At 61.4% G+C, this 16,478-nt stretch carries 11 protein-coding genes; 3 read left to right on the top strand and 8 right to left on the bottom strand.

The features are described 5' to 3' along the window. The first annotated feature begins 20 nt into the window (after window positions 1-20). From ONB52_20500 to ONB52_20490, 3 genes are all read left to right on the top strand, one after another. Window positions 21-1,142: a glycoside hydrolase family 88 protein gene (locus ONB52_20500; GenBank protein ID MDZ7418513.1), complete on the top strand. Its 1,122-nt coding sequence runs from the start codon at window positions 21-23 to the stop codon at window positions 1,140-1,142. An 8-nt stretch (window positions 1,143-1,150) separates the two neighbouring features. Beyond that, window positions 1,151-1,921 (top strand): 3-ketoacyl-ACP reductase, encoded by a 771-nt coding sequence (locus ONB52_20495; protein ID MDZ7418512.1) that lies wholly within the window; start codon window positions 1,151-1,153, stop codon window positions 1,919-1,921. 195 nt (window positions 1,922-2,116) lie between these two features. Next, window positions 2,117-3,559, top strand: a complete 1,443-nt coding sequence (locus tag ONB52_20490; GenBank protein MDZ7418511.1) for an NADH:flavin oxidoreductase — start codon at window positions 2,117-2,119, stop codon at window positions 3,557-3,559. A 356-nt stretch (window positions 3,560-3,915) separates the two neighbouring features. On the opposite strand, the gene ONB52_20485 is transcribed toward ONB52_20490, so the two are convergent. The 8 genes from ONB52_20485 to ONB52_20450 form a co-directional block, all read right to left on the bottom strand. Beyond that, on the bottom strand, window positions 3,916-4,986 hold the full coding sequence (locus tag ONB52_20485; protein ID MDZ7418510.1) for a dihydrodipicolinate synthase family protein: 1,071 nt from the start codon (window positions 4,984-4,986) through the stop codon (window positions 3,916-3,918). Window positions 4,987-5,006: 20 nt separating this feature from the next. Further along, window positions 5,007-6,041 carry an NAD(P)-dependent oxidoreductase gene (locus ONB52_20480; GenBank protein MDZ7418509.1) on the bottom strand — a complete coding sequence of 345 codons (1,035 nt, stop codon included), beginning with the start codon at window positions 6,039-6,041 and terminating at the stop codon, window positions 5,007-5,009. Window positions 6,042-6,306: 265 nt separating this feature from the next. After that, the gene (locus ONB52_20475; GenBank protein ID MDZ7418508.1) at window positions 6,307-7,482 is read right to left on the bottom strand and encodes a carbohydrate kinase family protein; all 1,176 of its coding nucleotides are present in this window, start codon (window positions 7,480-7,482) and stop codon (window positions 6,307-6,309) included. A 63-nt stretch (window positions 7,483-7,545) separates the two neighbouring features. Then, entirely contained in the window at window positions 7,546-11,343 is a 3,798-nt protein-coding gene (locus tag ONB52_20470; protein ID MDZ7418507.1) for a heparinase II/III family protein, read from the bottom strand. A 326-nt stretch (window positions 11,344-11,669) separates the two neighbouring features. Then, window positions 11,670-12,644 (bottom strand): hypothetical protein, encoded by a 975-nt coding sequence (locus ONB52_20465; GenBank protein ID MDZ7418506.1) that lies wholly within the window; start codon window positions 12,642-12,644, stop codon window positions 11,670-11,672. A 157-nt stretch (window positions 12,645-12,801) separates the two neighbouring features. Further along, window positions 12,802-13,878 (bottom strand): aldose 1-epimerase family protein, encoded by a 1,077-nt coding sequence (locus ONB52_20460; GenBank protein MDZ7418505.1) that lies wholly within the window; start codon window positions 13,876-13,878, stop codon window positions 12,802-12,804. Window positions 13,879-14,000: 122 nt separating this feature from the next. Then, window positions 14,001-14,699, bottom strand: a complete 699-nt coding sequence (locus ONB52_20455) for a D-lyxose/D-mannose family sugar isomerase (protein ID MDZ7418504.1) — start codon at window positions 14,697-14,699, stop codon at window positions 14,001-14,003. A 187-nt stretch (window positions 14,700-14,886) separates the two neighbouring features. Then, the gene (locus ONB52_20450; protein ID MDZ7418503.1) at window positions 14,887-16,038 is read right to left on the bottom strand and encodes a Gfo/Idh/MocA family oxidoreductase; all 1,152 of its coding nucleotides are present in this window, start codon (window positions 16,036-16,038) and stop codon (window positions 14,887-14,889) included. Window positions 16,039-16,478 lie beyond the last annotated feature (440 nt).

Here is a 16,478-nt window from a genome sequence, read left to right as displayed (position 1 = left end):
TCAGCCAAGGAGAACCTGACGTGCCGCCAGCCGACCTGCAACGCAAGCGCGAAAACGTTTTCGCCTTTGCCGAGAAACAACTGCATCATTTGATCACCACACATCCCGACTTCTTCCCCATCTACACGCAAAACGGCAGATGGAAACATGGTGGCGAGGCCTGGACCAACTGGTGCGAGGGCTTTCTCGGCGGGCAGTTGTGGCTGCTCTACACGCACAACCGCGAGCAGTGGTGGCGCCGCCAGGCCGAGCATTACTCCCGCCTGATTGAACCTCGCAAACACGACCGCACTGTCCACGATCTCGGTTTTCTGTTTTTTCCAACCTGGAAGCGCTGGTATGATTTGACCGGTGATCCGGCGATTCAGCAGACCGTGATCGCGGCCGGCCGCACGCTGGCGCTGCGCTTCCAGGAGAAGGGGCAATATCTGTGCTCTTTTGTCGCGCCGGAGAGTCTGTTCATCGACATCATGATGAACGTCGGCATCATCTTCTATGCCGCACAGCAGACGCACGACGACAGGCTGTGGCAGATCGCCCGGCAGCACTGCCTGACCACGCGCAAATACCTGGTGCGCGGCGATGGCAGCACCGCCCATGAAGGTATTTTCGATCCTGCGAGCGGGGCGTTTCTGCGGCAAACCACCCATCAGGGCTGGCGCCACGATTCCTCCTGGGCCCGCGGTTTGGCGTGGGCATTGTATGGTTTCGGCACGGTGTATGCCTTCACCAGGGAGTCGCGCTTTCTGCAAACCGCGGAAGCCTGTGCCAATTTTTACATCGAACGCACGCCCGCGCATGGTGTGCCGCCCAACGATTGGGACGAGCCCGCTCCCGTACTCCCCTACGAAAGCTCGGCGGCGGCGATCGCGGCCGGTGGCCTGTGGCAGCTCGCCGGCCTCACCGGCGATCCCGCGCGCGCGCATCTGTATCGTGAGTACAGCCGGCGCATTTTGGACACGCTCACCACGCCGGAATTTCTCGCGCACGACACGCCCGGCTGGGAGGGCATTCTCAAGCACGGCATCTATCACTGGCGCAAAGGTCTGGGCGTCGATGAAAGCGTGATGTGGGGGGAATATTTCTTCCTGGAAGCGGTGGCCAACGTGTGGGGGGCGGATTCGCAACAGGCCAGTGCGTGAGGCGCGCAATGAACCGAGTGGCTCTGATTACCGGCGCCAGCCGCGGCATTGGCCGCGCCATCGCGCTGGCACTCGCCGGCCGCGGCTGGAGCATCGTGGTCAACTATCGCCGCAATGCACCGGCCGCCGCGGCGGTGGTGGAGGCGATTGTACAAGCCGGCGGCCGCGCGCACAGTGTGCAGGCCGACATCAGCGCGGCTGCCGGCCGCGCCGCCTTGGTCGAGGAAACGCTGCGGCAATATCAGCGCCTCGATTTGCTGGTGAACAACGCCGGCATGGCACCGCGCCAGCGCACGGATCTGCTCGCCACCAGCGAAGCCAGTTACGACGAAGTGATGGCGGTCAATCTCAAGGGGCCGTTTTTTCTCACCCAGCTTGTGGCCGGCAGAATGATCGCGTTACAGACGGCGGGCATCATCTCCGCGCCGCGCATCATCAACATCGGCTCGCTGAGTGCCTACACCAGCAGCCTCAACCGCCCGGAGTACTGTCTCTCCAAGGCCGGCGTGGCGATGATGACCCAACTGTTCGCACACCGCCTGGCAGCGCACGGCATCGGGGTTTATGAAATCCGGCCGGGCATCATCGCCACCGACATGACCAGTCCGGTGAAAGACAAATACGACGGTCTGATCCAGGGCGGTTTGATCCCCTTGCAACGCTGGGGTCTGCCCGAGGACGTGGCGATGGCGGTGGTCGCGATTGCCGAGGGCCTGCTGCCTTATTCCACCGGCGAAGTGATCAATGTCGATGGCGGATTTCATCTCCGCCGGCTGTGAGAGGGCACGGCGCATGAATCTGCAGCCACTCGCCGCCAGCCGCCGCCCGGCTGCTCTTGATTCGAATCTACTTTGATGGTTGCATTCCTGCAGCACCCGGGTTTCCAAAAGTTTCAGGCGCCCGGCGGCTTTTCGGCTGACGCCATTTTTGCCTTTGGCTACTGATTCCACGCTCGATTGCGCAGATGAGGCTGCATGAAATACCGCCGCATCGCTTCTTTCAAGACGCTCGCAGAGTTTCAGGATTATCTTGGCGAACTGGGGCTGCAACTCCCTTTGGAAAGCGGGCTGGAAAGCGGCGCCGCAGCCCCGCTCGCCCAACCCTGCGTGCTCCACAACGGCTTCACCATCGGCAACCGTTTCTGTATTTTGCCAATGGAGGGCTGGGACGGCACTACCGAGGGCCGGCCCACCGCGGCCACTTACCGCCGCTGGCAGCGCTTTGGCCAAAGTGGCGCCAAGCTGATTTGGGGCGGCGAGGCCGTGGCCGTCCGGCACGATGGTCGCGCCAATCCCAATCAATTGCTCATCACCCCGGCCAACCTGCCCGAGTTGGCAAAATTGCGGGAGACGCTGGTCAAAACACATGAACGCCATTTCGGCAGCAGCAGCGATCTGCTCGTGGGCCTGCAATTGACGCATTCCGGCCGCTTCAGCAAACCCAACCGCCATGACCGGCCCGAGCCGCAGATACTTTATCATCATCCCGTGCTCGATCGGCGCGTGGGGCTGCGTGCCGAGCATCCGGTCATGAGTGATGAGGAGGTGGCGCGGCTGATCGATGATTTCGTGCGGGCAACGCGGCTGGCTCAGGCGGCCGGTTTTGCCTTTGTCGACCTGAAACATTGCCACGGCTATCTCGGACATGAATTTCTCAGTGCGGTGCGGCGGCCCGGCCGCTATGGCGGCAGTTTCGAGAATCGCACACGCTTTCTGCGCGAGTTGGTTGCCGGCATCCGCGCCCAGGCACCGGGCCTGGCGATCGGCGTGCGTCTGAGCGCCTTCGATTTTTTGCCGTATCGGGCCGGTGCCCAGGGCGTGGGCGAACCGGAAAGACCGGCGGAGGGAGATTGCCCCTTTGCCTTTGGCGCTGATGCCAGCGGTCTGCACATTGATCTCACCGAGCCGCGCGCCTTTCTGGACCTGCTCGCCAGCTTGCAGATCGAGCTGGTTTGCGTGACCGCCGGCAGCCCCTACTACAATCCCCACATTCAACGACCGGCTTATTTCCCACCCTGCGACGGCTATCTGCCGCCGGAGGATCCGCTCGCCGGCGTCGCGCGCCAAATCGCCGTGACCGCCCAGCTCAAACAATACCGCCCGGACCTGATTTTCGTCGGCTCAGGTTACACCTATTTGCAGGAATGGCTGCCGCATGTTGCCCAGGCCGTTATCCGCCGGCGCCTGGCGGACTTTGTCGGTTTGGGGAGAATGGTGCTGTCCTATCCCGAGCTGCCCGCCGATGTACTCGCCGGCCGGCCGCTCGCCCGCAAACGCCTCTGCCGCACTTTCAGCGACTGCACCACGGCCCCGCGCAACGGCCTGCCCTCAGGGTGTTATCCCCTGGATGACTTCTATAAGCGCAGACCGGAGGCGGTACAACTGCTGCGCATCAAGGGCAAGACGGGAAAACAATGAAAAAGCCTGCGGATCAATCCCCCGGCGGAGAAGAGCAAGCCGCAAGCAGGCGATTGCTTGCCATGATTGCTGGCTTGATCGTGTCTCTCCCCAAACGCCAGCAGTTGTGAAAAGCCTGAAAATTTTTTTGCAACGGCCGGGCCATTGCGAGCGCATTTTCTCGAGAGTTCGCACTTTCAGACTGCACAGAAAGGGTCACCGGCGGGATCTTGCTGCAGACTCCCGTGAACAATCGGGTGCCGGGCTGGAGGTTTCAGAGGCTCCGTCTTGAATGATGCGTCGGGGGGCACTTCTTCGCAGCAAGCTGACAGAACACCCGGCGTGCCGGGGCAATGCCCGCCGGCGGCCACAGCTTCTCACTGCAACCACTCCTCCAAATTCTCCCGGACAAATTCGTCATCGTTCAGATGCGGATAAGCGGCATAGACCCGGTCGATTTCCGCGAGTTGACCGGGAGAAAGCTCCTGCGCGGGATTCAGCGTCCATCTTCCTGCCAGCAAACCCTGCCGCCGCAACACCTCGTGAATGCCCGCAATACAACCGGCAAAATTGTTGTGCGGATCAAAGAAGGCGGCATTGCAGTCGGTGATCTGATGTGCTTTGAGCAGCAGCGCTGCGGGGATGGCCTGCTGCTGTTGCACCACCGCATGAATTTCCGCGAGCAGTTTCACCGCGCGCCTGGTCCATACCGCCCAATGTCCCAACAGCCCGCCGACCATGCGCAAGGTGCGGGCCTGGTTGCCGGCGGTGAAGCGAAAGCCACTGAGCAAATCGATCACAATGTTGTCATCGTTGCCGGTGTACAGGGCAATTTCATGTCCCCGGCCGGAGGCGGCCACGGCACGCAGGACGTCAAGGGTGTCGTAGCGATTGAAAGGCGCGATTTTGATGGCCAGCAGATTTTCAATCTCGACCGCGGCACGCCAAAAATCGAAACGGAGGCGGCGGCCGCCGACTGCCGGTTGCAAATAGAAACCCATGATGGGAATGATCTCGCTGATCGCGCGTAAATGGGCGACCAGCGCGGCCTCGGAGGCGGTGGCCAGGGCGCCCAGGCTCACCATGCCGAGATGATAGTGGAGATCGGCAGCCAGGCGGGCCTCGCGCACCGCGGCGGGTGTGGGCCCGGCAATGCCGGCGATGCGAATATGGCGGATGCCGGTGCGCGCTTCGATGTGATCAAGCGTGTCGGCCGCTAAAGCCAGCACCGGTTCATAAAGCCCGATCCTGGGGTCGCGGATTTCAAACTGTGTTGTGTGCACGCCCACGGCCACGCCGCCGGCGCCGGCCGCACAATAGTAGCGAGTCAAGGCGCGCTGCCGGCGCTCATCCAGCCGGCGTTGGGAGGTGAGCGCCAGCGGATGTGCCGGAATCACCACGCCGCGGCGCAGGGCGGCGAGAATGTCGGCAGGAGGGAGGGGTGGCATGGCGGGATCCTTCGGGAAATTCAAAAGCGGCCGGTGCGCGTTTCGAAATGGGTGGGCTTGTTCAAAGTCGGGCCGCCGATTTTGACCCAATGCGCGGTCCAGGCAATCATCTGCTGCAGGGTTATCACGGGATAGCCGAACTTGGCGAACATGCGACCGGCATCGCTGAGCAGCGCGGTCTCCGCCTCCTCATTCACAAAGACCGGTGTGCGGACGAGCAATTCCCCGAATTTCTCGGCCAGCCGGCGAATGGAAACCGTTTCCGGGCCGGTCACATTGAGCAGCAGCGGCGGTGTTTGGGCATGCGCCAGGCAGCGCAGCGCCACGGTGTTGGCATCGCCCTGCCAGATGACGTTGACGTGCCCCATGCTCAAATCAATGTCCTGGCCGTTGTAGACTTTTTGGGCGACGTCCAGCAACACGCCGTAGCGCAAATCGATGGCATAATTCAACCGCAGAATCACCCCCGGCGTGTGATTTTGCCGGCAGAAATATTCAAAGAGACGCTCGCGTGCCAGCGCGGATTGCGCGTATTCGCCGAGCGGGCCGGGAGCATCGTCTTCCGTGCAGCCGCCGAATTTCACCGGCGTGAGGGGATAGACGTTGCCGGTGGAGAACAGGACGATGCGGCTGTGTTTGAACTGTTGCGCGGCCACCGCGGCGAGGTAGGCATTGACCGCCCAGGTCCCGGCTTCGCGCCCGGTGGTGCCGAATTTCATGCCGATCATGTACACCACGTTTTCGACCTCGGGCAACTGTTGCATCGCCCCGGGGTCGAGCAGATCACAGGCAATGGTTTCCACGCCGGCTTGTTCCAGGGCCTGGCGTGCCACGCCATTGGCGAAGCGTGCCACCCCGATGACACGCCGGCGTATGCCCGCCTGGTCGCTGGCACGTTTTGCCAGGCGCGCCAGCGAGGGGCCCATCTTGCCGCTGGTGCCGAGGATCAGCAGATCGCCCGGGAGTTCCCGCAGGGCGGCAATCAAAGCCGCGCCGGGTGTGGTCATGACTTCTTCAAGTTCGGCCACTGTGTTGATTGAATTGGGAAGGGTCATGGTGTTTGATGAATGCCGTAAGGTGTGCTGGTTGTGCCGTGACTGAAATGGCCGTCATCACGCGGGAGCCATCAACACGAAGTGGAAGGTTGCTGCCGCGATGAAATTGATGCAAAGACGAATTGCAATTTACCAGGCTGTTCATTCGCAGCACCGTTGAGCCTGATCGGGTGCCGTTCCAGAGAGGTCTCCGGCAAGATGCCCTGCCGGGTTGTTGCCAGTATGCGCGACCCGCATGGCTGCACTGCGAGACGGACACCTCGCGTCATGATGGACTTCTCTCCCAAACCCCGCGCGCGGCAGTCGCATGCCAGTTTTCATCGAGAAATGGCGGTGCGTGCACCGGCAGCGCGGGCAGCAGTGCCAGCGTTTCCGCCAGGGTGCCGATGCCGCTGACGGTATCCAGCGCGCGCAGATTTTGCCAGCCCAAGCAATTGCCGAATTGCAGGGTTTCTTCCAGCGATTTGCCGTGCAGCAGGGCAACCAGGATGCCGGCCGCTGCGGCATCGCCGGCACCCGCGGCGGATTGTATGCTGTCCGACTGAAACGCGGCAGCCCAGATTTCGCGGTGGGCCCAGGTTTGGGGCGCGCCGGCTGCGAGCAGCGGAATGCTGCGCAAGCGGGCGGCATCATTGCTGCGGCAATACATGCCGCGCGGCCCGGCCTTCAAGATCACGACCCCGCAACCCAACGCAAGCAAGGCCGCGGCGATCTCGCGGTAGCACGCCAGCGCCACGGCTTCGACAAAACTGCCGCTGCGTTGCCGGCACTTTTCCCACGCTTTGCGGTCCCACAACAACAGCATTTCGTCGATGCTGGGCAGGAAAAAATCGACGTGCGGCATGACGTGGTGCAGCCAGCTCCGCCAGCTCCTGCGGCCGGCCTCGCTGTCGGGATCGGGCATTGCCATGTCCAGCGAGGTGGTCACCCCCAGCGCCTTGATCCTGGCCAGCATCTCCCCCAGACCCTGGCCGTCATCCGCGTAGAGCGAACGCATGAGCGGCGGGTAGCCCAGGTGAAAAATCCGCGCGGCTTGAATGATCTCCCAATGCAAGCGCTGCGTGTTGAAGAAATCATTGCAGCCGGGATGATGCAGGAAGATGCGGTCGACTCCGGGCGGCGCAATCACGATGGAATACGAGCTGCCGTGTTCCGCATCGACCGCGATGCCGTCGACCCCGCCCCATTCTGCCATCTTCGCGATGATGATCCGGCCAAACGCATCATCCCCCACCTGCGCCATGAACGCCACGCGGCAGCCCTGTTTGCGCAACGCAATGCCGGTGTTCGACACCGCGCCGCCGGTGCTCAGCACGGCCGGCCCGACGTGCAGCAGTTTGCCGGGCTGCAGGAGGCGGGCCGGCGCCTGGCTGGCCGCGGCAAAAGGAGGGATGATGTCCAGACAAAGGTGGCCGGCAGCGACGACGTCATAAGCTGGCATGTCTCATCTTCCGCGCTGGTGGATTGTCGGGTGCGCGCGCAAATATCCGGCACGGCCCCCGTTTTATTTCGGCCCGAACACCAGTGCCCCGATGGTGCCCACATCCCACCACGATTGATTCTGCGTGAATCCCGCCCAAATGTGCTGATTCTTGCGATAGTTCAAACCGTCATTGTCGTTAATCGCGATGTCGAAGCCGATCTTGCAACCCGGCTCGGCTCTGACCCCCTGCAAGCTGGCGAGCGGATAACGGCAAATGAGATTGTAGCCCTGTGCCGTGCGGGTGAAGTAGGTTTCGGCATCGGGCACCAAATTGGGCTTGGGCAGCAAAGGCCCGCCGGCACCGCCCCCCTGCCATTGTTTCGCACCGAAGTCAGTGATGCGATATTCCGCCAGGGAAAGATGGCGGAACAGTCCCGGTGTGGGCGGATCATGGCCCTGTTCGGAATTGGTGCGGGTGTCGAGCATGACCTCCATGCAGTCGGTGTCCCAGGGATAGCTCATCACCGGGAAATCCCAGTGCGTGATCACCACCTCATCCGTGACTTCGGCGCCGATGTAGAGATACGCCTCATCGTACATGGCATAAACCTTCGCCGACAAATCCTGCGGGCCCAGCCAGGGTTGATTGCCCATGAGCAGCCGGCAGACTTGATTCGCCTTGTCGATGGTCATGGGAGTGCGGCGGTTCCAGCCTTCCCAATTGCCCTGCAGCGCCGGCGGGGTGGCGGCGTAGTGGGCCACGCCGACATAGAGATCCCGCACCGTTTCGGATTGAAAATTCCCACAGCGCAACTGCAGCCGCACGGGATAGAGCTGTTCCTTTGCGTTGTACGCGGAGAGTTTGCAGGGAAGCATCAGTTTCTGCGTGGTGTGTGGCGCCAGGCTGACAGCCGCGGCCGGCGGCGCGGAGATTTGCCAGGCGGGATCCGTGAGCAGTCGCGGTTGCACCGACAGGGTTTGCGCGGTGTGATTGGTGAGAGCAAGCAGCAATGTTTCTTTTTCCGCATTCGGCAGCAGCAAGTCCGCGGTGACCGGTGCGGTGACGCGCAACTTCCGCACCCAGGTGTTGGTGCCAAAACTGACCTGCACGGTGTAAGTGACGGCGGGCGCCGCATTCGGAATGGTGATGGGCAGGAGGAATTCCACAACGCCACCAGCGGGAATGTCTTTGATTTCGGAAAGCTGGCCATGCAGCCAACCGACGTAACGGGGATTGGCAACCGGCTGCGCCTGCCGCTGCACCGGTCCCTTGTTCCAGGCGGGTAAATTCACGATGCCGCCCCACCACTCGAGCTGGCTGCGCACCTGCTCCGGCCAGTCCGCCGGCAGCGAGAGTTTGACGCGGCCACTCACCGGCCGGCCGGTAGGATTCAGCACGCGAATCGTCAACTGGTTCTTCATGCCCAGGAACAGTGTGGTGTCGGCAATTTGCAGGACGACACCTTCGGGTTGACGCACGATGACATAGTCGCCCTCCCGCCGGAAAGTGACGGGCTTGCCGTTCAGGTGCACGACTTTGGCGGCGGGCGCCCAGAGCTTCAGACGGCCATATTGTGCGGGCGCCAGCAACACCAGTTTCTCGCCCTGCCAGGCACATTCAAATTTTTCCAGTGGCAGCGGGGAGGAAAACAGTGTGGTCTCCCGCCATTTCACTTCGTTGAGATTGAAGCCGGCCAGCAGCGTGGGATGATCGGCGGTGCGGCGCAGCAGCCAGTAGCGCGAACGCACCACTTCCGCAAACAGAATATCCTCGCCGCGGGCGTGGTGGATACGATAGGTGTTGGCGGCCTCCGTCTTGTCGAACGCGCTGACGGCGGGTGTCGGCTGAAAAGCATGAATGAGATGCGCAAAGCGCGTGCTGGCCGTGCGACGCCGGCTCATCAGCATGGGCACCGGCTGTGGATCACGCACCATTTGTTTGTAAAACCCGCCGATCGGCGGAGTCATCGCCTGAAAAACTTCGGTGCCGGGTTCGCCGACGGCCAGCACCAGCAGGCACTTGCCGTTGGGCAAGGTGAATTTCGCCTGCCACGGGCCATCGGTTTTGCCGGCATGAATGTCCCTGAGCTGATCATAGCCCGGGATGCCGGGCGGATGGCCGAAACGATTGCGTGGTTGTGCTTCAAGAGCGACCCCGCTGATCTCGAGCCGGCCAAAGCTGTGCAGCGGCCAGTCCATCAGGCGCTCTTCCGGGCAGTCGACGTCGAACAGATCGATGAAGTAGTCGCCCACCTGCAGCAGCGTGCGGGTGAGAGTGGCGCCCGGATAGGCGGTTACACTTCCGCCGGAGGCCACTTGCAGCGCGGGCAGCGCGCCGAAGAATCGGCCATAACCGTTGGCCCATGTCTGCGAGGTCTGGTTCAGCACCACGGTGTTGTGCGCAATGCTCTGGCGATACCAAAGCTGCAGATTGGGATTGAAGTAGGATTCATTGAGCGGATCGACGATCCAGTTTTCTCCCAGGGCATAGTAGCCCATCTGCAGGCGGTCGGGATGGCCGTGCTCGCCACCCATCAGGCCGTAATCGAGGTAGAGATAGCGCCGGTTGTCTCCCTCGCGGTTGCGAAGGATGGCAAAGCCGTTGCCTTCGAGGTTGAAACTCGCTTCGGGATAAATGCTGGTGGTGTCCGCGGGGAAGGGCAGCTCGGGCACGAGGTTGAACATTGAGATCGGCGTGCGCTTGCTGCCCGGCCCCGATTCTTCGCCCACCACCTGTGTGTCGCGTTTGACGGTGGTGAGATGCAGCAGCGCGAGATAGCGTGGGTCACGATAAAGCGCATAGCCGATCTCATAAAAGGGGGCGTACTCCTGCAGGTTGCCGCCGCCACTGTCCTTGATGCGCGGGAATTCATAGTTCGGCTTGATCAGCTCGAAGGGCACGTCGAACATCTTCTGCAGCGTGCGGCCGGCGAGATTGCGGCGGTACAGGTCGATGCCATTGTGGCGCGCCATCTCGGCAAGGTGAATCATGCCGCGCAACGCGACATAGTGATAGCCCGGGCCCTCCGCCCAAAAGCCGCTCGCCGGTGTGGCCGAACCCAGTTGCCATTCGAAACCGTAGCGGCCTTTCAGGGCAAAAGCGATGAGTACCGGATCATCATACAGAAAGCCGACCGCGGCCGAAACATTGTTGTACCAGAGCTGGCGGTTCGAGGCCGACTCCGGAAACTTTTGCGTGATCTCGGCGAGCGGATAGAAAAGCTTCTCCTTGAGTTTGCGCCGGTCGGCGGGGGTGAAGCCGTCATAGTTGTAGAGCAGATCATAGCCATACGCCATGTCCACGCCCCAGAATGACTCCGACAGCGTGCCGAAGAAAACATGCGCCGGTCCAAGGATGGTGTTGGTGATGGGATACTTGAGATAGAGATCGGCAAATTGCATCAGGATTTCGCGGCCGGCCTCGGCATAGTTCTGCTCGCCATGCAATTGATACAGAATGCCCATCCACACCAGATAGCCGGCCAGCTCGCGATTGTACCAGCCGGACCAGGCGGCATCGTATTTTTCCCCGCGATAGACCTCCGTGGTGTCCACCGGACAGCGATGATCGTGCGGCCGGAACAACTCGTACTGCAATTCCACGTCGTGCCTGGGGCAAGTGTACATCTTGTACTGATAAGTTTGCTTCACCGGCGAAACGTAAATCGGCCGGCGCTCGAGGAGACGGTCGATTTCCGCCTGCTGACGGTCGATGATTTGGCGATACCAGGCATGCTGCCGGTACCAGCGCTTGGCCTGCGCGATGTCAGCGGCATCGGCCAGCAGGCGGGGATGGGAAGGTTGGGGCAGGGCAGAGGCGAATGAAAACAGCAGCAAAAGCCACCAGAACATGGCGCAGCAGGAAGGGGAAGGTCGCATGAAGCATCCGTGAATTTGTGGATTTCCGGTTTGGCCGGGAACGCTTATGGCGCTCTCCGGTTGCATGAAAAATCATCACCCGCCCTGTTATGCTGCAGACCTCATTCCTGGCACTGCCATCAGCGCGCGGTTGCGGATGATGCTCCGTGTCCGACAGGATTTCAGCAAAATGACAGCAAGCGGGGTTCGCGGTGGCCGGCCGGTCAATGCGGTTGTCTGCCCCAGCCGGCGCGGCCGGCATGACATAAGAAATACGCCGGCTAAATTCCCGTGTGTTGCGTGTCGCGATTTCGAATGCCTCGTGCTGGAAAGACCGCACGACACGATCAGAAGCCGAATTCCGCCAACGCTGCAGCATGGCTGATCTGTTGAATCATCGGTTGTGGCTGTGACCAATCGAGCACGCCGAGAAACAGACGAAAGCCGTCCGAGCAATGCCCGAGGCCCAGACGAAAGTATCCCACCAGCCAGCGTGCACCTGCGCGTTTGATGACTTCCATTGCGGTGATGCCCCGGCCAATGGGCCGCCGCTCCTGCTCCGGCCAGTGCGCCGGATTGTCTGAAATCACATACGACCAGGATTCGATGTGGCCGCCGAAGAAGAGCAGGTATTGCCCGCGCCACTCCTGCACGTTGCATGATTCCGGATGCGTCAAATCCTTTTCGAGATAGGCCGGCCCCCGGTCCTGCCAGTTGATCAGATCGGTCGAAATTGCGCGGGCGATGCAGGCACGACCGGTTTTGGTCACGGCGGTATAGTAGAGCCAAAATTCCCGGCCCTGCTGCAGCACATGCGGATCGCGGCAGGCGGCGCCCTTCTCGGTGGGGCAGAAGGCCCAGCCATATTCCTCCGGCCGGATCACCGGCCGCCCGCCTACGCGCTGCCAGTGAAACAGATCTGTGGAAGTTGCCAGCCCGATGCGCTGGGTGTTTTCAACGGTCACGCCGGTGTAGAACATCCAATAGCATCCGTGTGCCGCGATCACAAACGGGGCAAACACGTGGCCGTTGTCCCAGCCGTCGGGATCGATGTAGAAGCATGGCTCGTGCGTTTGCCAGGTTTGAAAGTCCGTGGTGGTGGCATGGCCGAACCAGATTTCATTGCCGGGCAGGCAGCAGCTCACATTCGGCACCCCGGCAATGTGAAAGAGATGATAAACGCTGCCTTCCGGGATCAAACAGAAATCTTTCAAATAGAATCCCCGCGGCGCATAGCCCGTCTTCAGCCAGTCCTGCTGATAAGCGCGCTGGCTGTTGACGGCCTCGAGATAACATTCGTAGTCGAGATTGCGGATGCTCATGGCACGCGGTTCCGCAGGAGATTCGTGAATCGTGAAAACGGCATTCCCGTCCGGCAAAGTGCTGCCGGCGATTGCCCGACTAAAAAGAGGCCGCTGTGTGTCGGGAGTTTTCTGCCGGCAGCGGCAGAGCCAGTCATCCCCAAAATCCAAACTACAATCACCGCCCTTCGCCACCGATGGTCTTGATCAGCCGATCAATGGCGTCCGGCCCCTCGACCACCCCCAGACGCAGCAGGGTCTCGCAGGTTTCGCCGGGTGCGAGCTGACGCAGCGTGCCGCGCTCACGCTCGGCGGCGCGCCCCATCACCAGGCAGTTGGCCGGCTCCAAACCCAGGACATAGGTGCCGGCGCCCATCTGTTTCCACTCGATCAACTCGGGCAGTTCGCGCTGGCGATAGGAAACATATCCTGCCAATTGCAAGGCTTCATTGATGACCGCGGCGGTCACCATGCCGTCAGCCGCCGCCATTGCCTCATGAAAGAAAACCTGCTCCGCAAAGCCGGGCTGGGGCGGGTCGATGACCAAATGCGAGTCGAAGCCGGCGCGGGCCACGGCATCACGCGGCCGCACCGATTTTTGGTTGATCACCACCCGGCTGCCGGCCGCCAGCAGCGGAAAACCGAAATTGCAGTGATAAAGCAGCATGAAGGGCGTGGGCCGATCACCGAGATTTTCGATGGTGTCGACGATTTGCAGCATGCTTTCGCCCAGACGGGTGGTGAGCCGGCGCGTCAGTTGCAGATTGCAACCGAAAACCGCGGTTTCGCGCACGCACCCCTCCAGCCACAGCTCATAGTCGTCGCCGAGCCAGCGGCCGCCGCAACCGAGCAGCTGCGCCGGCAGGTTGGAAAGCCGGCCATGCAGGCCGTATGCGCCCAGCTCGTCACTCCCGGGCGCGCCGGCATTACTCAGGCCGCAGGTGTTCAGCCAGCCGCCATGAAACGTGCGCAGCCAGCCCAGGCCCTCCGGCTCATACAAAAACGGCGAAGTGATGCCGCCGGCCGATTGCCATGCCAGTGCCATGCCTTTGTAATGGGCATCGTGAATATCCAGGCCGCGATCGAGCAGCACCGTGAAGCTGAAGCCCGATCCGGTTTTGAATTCCGCCAGGCGCACGCTGCGACCGGGGCCGTCAGTCAACTCACACAGGCGAACATCGGCGAGCTGGCGAATGTCGCCGACGTGAGCGAGCAGCCCGGCGCGTGTCCAGGTGGTGTCGAAAAGGGTTGCCATGGAGTGATTCCGTTGCAAGGCGGTACGATTCATCGGGAGAATGCGTTGCGCGCAGCACAGCCGCAGCATGTCTGCAGCCGCGGGAGGCAGATTCTGCCGGAGAAAAGCCGGCGGCGACTGCCTCAGTGTTCTGCGGTCTCCGCAGAGAGCCAGGCCGGATATTCCGTGCACAAATAATACAACACCGGCTCGTCTTCGTCAATGGTGGGGAAGCGACCCACGGGCGCGAGAAAACGATTGTCCCTGTCATCATCGTTGACGCGTGAGACTTCACCGATCAACACCGCGCCTTTGCCGCGAGCGGCATGGAACTGATGATACATGCGGGGCGGCAGGGTGATGCTTTCGCCCGGCCGCAAAACGATTTCGCCCTGCGCCGGGACCGTGCGGAGCAGGCCATCGGTGAGCACGGTCACCGGTGTGTCCGCCAGTTGCTCATCGGGCGTGGCATGGCAGACGGCAACGACCAAATCGCCCCCGCCGCGATTGATGATGTCCTCCATCTTGTGCCAGTGAAAGTGCCACGGGGTCACCTGCTCCTGCTGAGCGATCATCACCTTTTCGCAATAGTCCTTGCCGCCCGCCTCACCCGGCCTGCCGTTGCGCAGCGTGAACAGGATGAGACCCATCTCACGAAACCTGCCCAGGCCGAAATCGGTGAGGTCCCAGCCGAGTTTTTTATCGACCACTTCCCGGGCGCGGCCGCGATTCCGCCACCAGTCGTCCGGCGTCCAGAAGGCCCACGGCGGCAAATGAAAATGATGTTGCTGAAAAAAAGCAACAGCCTCGCGCTGCAGCGCGTTGATTGCTGATCGTTTCATGGCAGTTGCCCTCATCGCCGGAGGCCTGAGGCCGGCGGGCAGCCGCAGCGCAAAGGTCGCGCCGGGCTTTCCGGGCTCACAGCTCTCCGCCGCTCCATGGTTCAAAGGCCGGCATGGCCGGCGGCACGCCTGCAGTGTTGGATGGTGTGCGCTTGCAATCAGCGTTTTTGTCGGAACAATCCGCGGGTCATACTGCAACGGCGTTGCCGGTTCTGCCCGAGTGCAGCGCCGCTGTGAGAATCTTGTGCTGCAGCAGGGTTTCCTCCGGTGTCATGCAGCCGAAAGGCATGTGGGGCCGCGGTTCGTTCAGCTCGTCGAGGAAGGCGGCCCACATTTGCAATATGGCATCAGTGAAGCCGAATTCGAAAATGCCGCCGGTTACCGTGGGATAGGCCGAGGCATAGCCCAAATCTTCATGCTGCCAGGCTTGCGGCCCGCCGTTCTCGTAGCGCATGGTCTGCAGCGTCTTGGTGAATTTGGTGCTGTAGCGCGCACTGAACTGGGTGCCCAGCACCTCGAGATACCAGGTGTCGGTTTCGCCCGGTGCAATGCGCCAGGTTTTCACCGTCATGGGAAAGGTGTAGCCTTCGGTCGGGTGCATGACTTCGCACTGCAGGGTGGCGTTGTCCCAGGTTTCACAGGGCGCCATGCCGCCCTTGCCGTCCGGGCGCTGTGTGACGATCTTGACGAGCGTGGCATGCAGCCGGGTGGGAATCCAGCGGGCGCGAATGGGCAGATGCAGCGCGTGCATGCCGAGATCGCCCAGGCAGCCATATTCGCCATTGCTCGCCAGCGTGCGTTTCCAGTTGATCGGCTTGTTGAAATTCAAATCGGAGGAATGCAGATAGCCACTGTTCACTGCGATGATGCGGCCCCAGGGATTGGCGAGAATGTACTGGTGCATCCGGTGACCGCCGGGGTAAAAAGGATATTCCGAGGAGCAGCGCACGAACAGTTCGGGATGCTGTTGAATGGCGGCGAGAATGCGTTGATTGGCGGCGAGATCGATGCCGAAGGGTTTCTCGCCCAGCAGGTGTTTGCCGGCGGCGAGAATGTCACAATAGATTTGTTCGTGCAGATGGTGCGGCACGGCGCAGTAAACTGCCTCCACCTCCGGGGCGGCGAGCAGCTCTTGGTGGTTGCGCGTCGCCAGCTTGATCGAGGAGAAATTGCCGGTGTACCAGTCGAACAGTTGCTCGTTGAGATCACAGATTGCCACGATTTCAGGCCGGGCTTTGGTCTCCAGCAGCGCGGGCCAGCGGCCGCAGGCCACTGCAAATTCACGCCCCATCAGGCCGCCGCCGATGATGCCGAAGCGGATTTTGCGTTGCGCAGACATGGCGCCTCACCAGTTTGGCGCATATGAGTTGCCGATTTGGGAATTTTGCGTGTGCTGTCCGGCAATGTCGTAGCGCAGGCTTCCAGCCTGCCTGCAGACAAGATGTCTGCGCGACATTTTCATCGTGAGGGATGTGCAAATGCACATGGCCAATTACCCTGTAACGACCATGACAACCGCGAAGATTTCTCTGAACCGCGACGACGCGGGGAACGCAAAGAGAATGATCCGGAGATAACCATGGCTGTTCAAACGAACGCCTGAATAATCGTATCGGTAGGTGCCGCCATCAAGGCACCTCGTGCCCTTGGCCGGGGTTGCTGGAATCCGCTTGCCAGCGGTGTTATGCTTACGACCGGTGCAAGTGTAGTTTGCAAATGGATTGCCGGGCAGCAATCTCTAACGCATGATTGAACGGGAAAGCAGTAAGAACAAAATCC

It is taken from the genome of candidate division KSB1 bacterium, from assembly GCA_034506255.1.
Lineage (GTDB): Bacteria > Zhuqueibacterota > Zhuqueibacteria > Zhuqueibacterales > Zhuqueibacteraceae > Coneutiohabitans > Coneutiohabitans thermophilus.
Note: the sequence above shows the minus strand (reverse complement) of the source record. Positions and strands in the feature narration are given on the sequence as shown.

Excerpts from the sequence above, each read along its gene's own strand:
- ONB52_20465 (MDZ7418506.1), bottom strand. The coding sequence starts at position 12,644 with ATGAGCATCCGCAATCTCGACTACGAATGTTATCTCGAGGCCGTCAAC.
- ONB52_20480 (MDZ7418509.1), bottom strand. The coding sequence starts at position 6,041 with ATGACCCTTCCCAATTCAATCAACACAGTGGCCGAACTTGAAGAAGTC.
- ONB52_20475 (MDZ7418508.1), bottom strand. The coding sequence starts at position 7,482 with ATGCCAGCTTATGACGTCGTCGCTGCCGGCCACCTTTGTCTGGACATC.
- ONB52_20460 (MDZ7418505.1), bottom strand. The coding sequence starts at position 13,878 with ATGGCAACCCTTTTCGACACCACCTGGACACGCGCCGGGCTGCTCGCT.
- ONB52_20485 (MDZ7418510.1), bottom strand. The coding sequence starts at position 4,986 with ATGCCACCCCTCCCTCCTGCCGACATTCTCGCCGCCCTGCGCCGCGGC.
- ONB52_20450 (MDZ7418503.1), bottom strand. The coding sequence starts at position 16,038 with ATGTCTGCGCAACGCAAAATCCGCTTCGGCATCATCGGCGGCGGCCTG.
- ONB52_20455 (MDZ7418504.1), bottom strand. The coding sequence starts at position 14,699 with ATGAAACGATCAGCAATCAACGCGCTGCAGCGCGAGGCTGTTGCTTTT.
- ONB52_20495 (MDZ7418512.1), top strand. The coding sequence starts at position 1,151 with ATGAACCGAGTGGCTCTGATTACCGGCGCCAGCCGCGGCATTGGCCGC.
- ONB52_20470 (MDZ7418507.1), bottom strand. The coding sequence starts at position 11,343 with ATGCGACCTTCCCCTTCCTGCTGCGCCATGTTCTGGTGGCTTTTGCTG.
- ONB52_20490 (MDZ7418511.1), top strand. The coding sequence starts at position 2,117 with ATGAAATACCGCCGCATCGCTTCTTTCAAGACGCTCGCAGAGTTTCAG.